Source organism: Natrinema soli (assembly GCF_028618695.1).
The window spans coordinates 1-3,140 of the sequence record NZ_JAQIVI010000309.1 but is presented as its reverse complement, the minus strand read 5'-3'; the positions used below and the strand labels follow the sequence as shown (position 1 = coordinate 3,140).

The 3,140-nt window shown below is 66.9% G+C and carries 4 protein-coding genes and 1 pseudogene; 2 read left to right on the top strand and 3 right to left on the bottom strand.

Annotated elements, in window-relative coordinates; genetic code table 11:
- A partial coding sequence (locus PGX04_RS18685) for an SLOG cluster 4 domain-containing protein (RefSeq protein WP_465263823.1) occupies positions 1-122 on the bottom strand: 122 nt, incomplete at its 3' end.
- A 227-nt stretch (positions 123-349) separates the two neighbouring features.
- Between PGX04_RS18685 and mdh the strand changes: the two genes are divergently transcribed.
- Positions 350-1,264 (top strand): malate dehydrogenase, encoded by a 915-nt coding sequence (gene mdh / locus PGX04_RS18680; protein WP_273739885.1) that lies wholly within the window; start codon positions 350-352, stop codon positions 1,262-1,264.
- A 132-nt stretch (positions 1,265-1,396) separates the two neighbouring features.
- Here mdh and PGX04_RS18675 read toward each other — a convergent pair whose 3' ends face one another.
- Positions 1,397-1,642, bottom strand: a complete 246-nt coding sequence (locus PGX04_RS18675; RefSeq protein WP_273739884.1) for a ferredoxin — start codon at positions 1,640-1,642, stop codon at positions 1,397-1,399.
- Between the two features lie 114 nt (positions 1,643-1,756).
- On the opposite strand from PGX04_RS18675, the gene PGX04_RS18670 reads away from it, so the two are divergent.
- Positions 1,757-2,545, top strand: a complete 789-nt coding sequence (locus tag PGX04_RS18670) for a class I SAM-dependent methyltransferase (RefSeq protein ID WP_273739883.1) — start codon at positions 1,757-1,759, stop codon at positions 2,543-2,545.
- Positions 2,546-2,608: 63 nt separating this feature from the next.
- Here the strand turns inward: PGX04_RS18670 and PGX04_RS18665 are convergent.
- Positions 2,609-3,140, bottom strand: a pseudogene (locus PGX04_RS18665) (alkaline phosphatase); the annotation flags it as partial.

The following is a 3,140-nucleotide window of genomic DNA, read 5'->3' as shown; positions in this document are numbered from 1 at the left end:
GTCCCGCCGCGCCCGCCACAGACGACCGTGTGGCCGCGGGCGGCGAGTTCGCGCCCCACCGCTTCCGCTCGAGCCACCTGTTCGTCGGTAACTGTGCCGCCGCCGATGACGCTGACGCGCATACGCGACTCGTCGCGAGCGTCGAATATGGACGGTTCGGTCCCACGGCGACCGCGAGACAATCGGTCGTCGCGGACGGGGGAGTATGCACCGAACGAACCGATCCGACTGCGGTAGATTCCGGGAGCGGCGATCAGGACGACGATCGTCGAAATACGCGTCGTCAGAACCGGACGGAGACCGCTAGTCCGACGGATTTAACGTGTGGGATGTGGAAGCAGTACGCGGTATGACGAAAGTTAGCGTGGTCGGCGCGGCCGGGACGGTCGGGGCCGCCGCGGGCTACAACATCGCGCTTCGGGACGTTGCGGACGAACTCGTCTTCGTCGACATTCCGGACAAGGAAGACGACACGATCGGACAGGCCGCAGACGCCAATCACGGCGCGGCCTACGACTCGAACACGACGATCCGACAGGGCGGCTACGAGGACACCGCCGGCTCGGACGTCGTCGTCATCACGGCGGGCATCCCGCGACAGCCGGGGCAGACGCGGATCGACCTCGCGGGCGACAACGCGCCCATCATGGAGGATATCGGCTCCTCGCTGGCCGAACACAACGACGACTTCATCACCGTCACCACGTCGAACCCCGTCGACCTGCTGAACCGTCACCTCTACGAGACGGGCGATCGAGCCCGCGAGAAGGTGATCGGCTTCGGCGGCCGGCTCGACTCCGCTCGCTTTCGCTACGTGATCTCCCAGCGCTTCGACGCACCCGTCCAGAACGTCGAGGGGACGATCCTCGGCGAGCACGGCGACGCCCAGGTCCCCGTCTTCTCGAAGGTCCGCGTCGACGGCCGGGATCCCGAGTTCGACGAGGACGAGAAGGCGGAACTGCTCGAGGAACTCCAGGCCTCGGCGATGAACGTCATCGAGAAGAAGGGCGCGACCGAGTGGGGCCCGGCGACCGGCGTCGGCCACATGGTCGAGGCCATCCTGCGCGACACCGGCGAGGTACTCCCCGGCAGCGTCGCGCTCGAGGGCGAGTACGGCCACGAGGACACCGCCTTCGGCGTTCCCGTCAAGCTCGGGGCCGACGGCGTCGAGGAGATCGTCGAGTGGGACCTCACCGAGTACGAGCGCAACCAGCTCGGCGAGGCAGCCGAGAAGCTCTCGGAGCAGTACGACGAGATCTCGTAATCGACGGTCGTCCCGAATCGACTTTTTCGCGTCCGCCGCTCGAGCCGGCTCATACGGTCTGCTGTCACTGTGTACCGGCGCACCCGCATGGTGGATCGTGGGCGCGCCGGAACTGACTGACAGCAGTCCGTATCAGGGAATTAGCTGTTCGCCGTCGTCGTCGTAGATCGTGATCGCGTCGACGGGGCAGGTCCGAGCGGCGAACTTCGCGTCGAGTTCCGCGTCGTCAGGTACCTCGCGGACGAAGACGCCGTCCTCGACCTCCTCGCTACCCGCGAGGACGGCCTTCCCCTTCGATTTGTCCTTCTCGAAGGCGTCCCACTCGGCGACACATTGGAACATCCCGATACAGGTGTCCTCGTCGAATTCGACCTTCATGCGCGACCGTTGGGTCGATCGGCGTAAATCGGTAGCGGTCGGCATTCGTGTTCCGTGATACCAGAGACCACATGCCATCATGAATTTATTACTGGGGAGGTCGTCGGCTCGAGCATGGTCCCGGACCGGTTCGGACCGCTCGAGGCGAACGACGGAGCGGACCCGCTCGGACGGGCGATGCTCGCTCACTACCGCGATGAACCGGGACAACTTATCTATCGCGACGGGGCAGACGTGCAGGACGGCAACGTCGCCGAGTTCTACTTCTCGAGTCCCGCGTCGTGGGATCGGGAGACGATCGACGCGCTCGAGCGCGTCGCCGACGCCGAACCGGTCCTCGACGTGGGGTGCGGTGCAGGGAACCATCTCCTGTGGTTGGCCGATCGGGGCGTCGACGCGGTCGGCATTGACGCGAGTCCAAATGCGGTCTTGACCGCCCGCGAACGCGGACTCGAGGACGTTCTCGTCGGCGACATGTTCGACCTCCCCGTGCCGACGGACGCGTTCGGAGCCGTCCACGTCGTCGGCACGCAGGTCGGCCTCGGCCGCTCGCTGGCCGGCATCCGCGAACTGCTCGTCGGCTTCGCTCGCATCACCGACGACGCGGGGGTGGCCGTCGTCGACAACTACGATCCGATGCGGTTGGAGGCGGATTTCTTCGGCTATCGCCCGGACCCGCGCGAGGGAATCGCCCACCGATGTTTCCACCTCGAGTTCGAGGGCGAGCGGGCGGACGGAGAGCGATTCCGCGAGGTCGGGCGGACGCTGCAGTTCCTGCTGTGCTCGCCCGCCCGGTTCCGCGAGGCGACGACGGGGACGCCGTGGACCGTGACCGACGTTCTGCGATCGGAGGCTCACTACAGAGCGGTCCTGACGAAATCGGATCCGAAACCGCATCGGTAGCGAGACGGTCCCAGGGTAGACGCGAAAAATCGGGACGGATACCGGCGAGCGATGGGGACGCGTTCAGAAGTCGTGGACCGAGCCGATCGACTCGCGGCGGCGGCCGGCTGCCGCCGACGGCGAGGGGGCGTCCTCCTGATTCTCGAGAATCAGGAGGACGTCCCGGTAGTCGACCACGCCGTTGCCGTCGACGTCGAGTGCCTCGGTCACGTCGTCGGTGACGGGGCCGACGTACTCGAGGGCGAGCCAGGCGTCGAGCCGGCTCGACGGTCCCGTTCGGGCGATCTTGCGCTCCCAGGAGTCGCGCTGGGCGTCGGAGACACGGGGAAGTCGGCCGAACAGCAACAGGGCGGCGACGGTCACCGAGAGGTCGGTGTGGTGGATCCAGCCGTTGAACGGGTCGACGTGGGGACCGGCGGCCATCACCGTCTGCGCCGGGCCGGTGTGGACGTTCGAGGCCCACGAGACGCCGAGGTGGTCGGAGACGACCGCGCCGAGCGCGTTCGAGAGGGCGTAGGGACCCTCGGAATTTCTGGCGTCCGCGATCCGTTCGACGTCCTCGTCGGTCAGCTCGACGTCGACGCGTCCTTCGACC

Coding starts and splice junctions, on each gene's coding strand:
- PGX04_RS18670 (WP_273739883.1), top strand. CDS start 1,757: ATGGTCCCGGACCGGTTCGGACCGCTCGAGGCGAACGACGGAGCGGAC.
- PGX04_RS18675 (WP_273739884.1), bottom strand. CDS start 1,642: ATGAAGGTCGAATTCGACGAGGACACCTGTATCGGGATGTTCCAATGT.
- mdh (WP_273739885.1), top strand. CDS start 350: ATGACGAAAGTTAGCGTGGTCGGCGCGGCCGGGACGGTCGGGGCCGCC.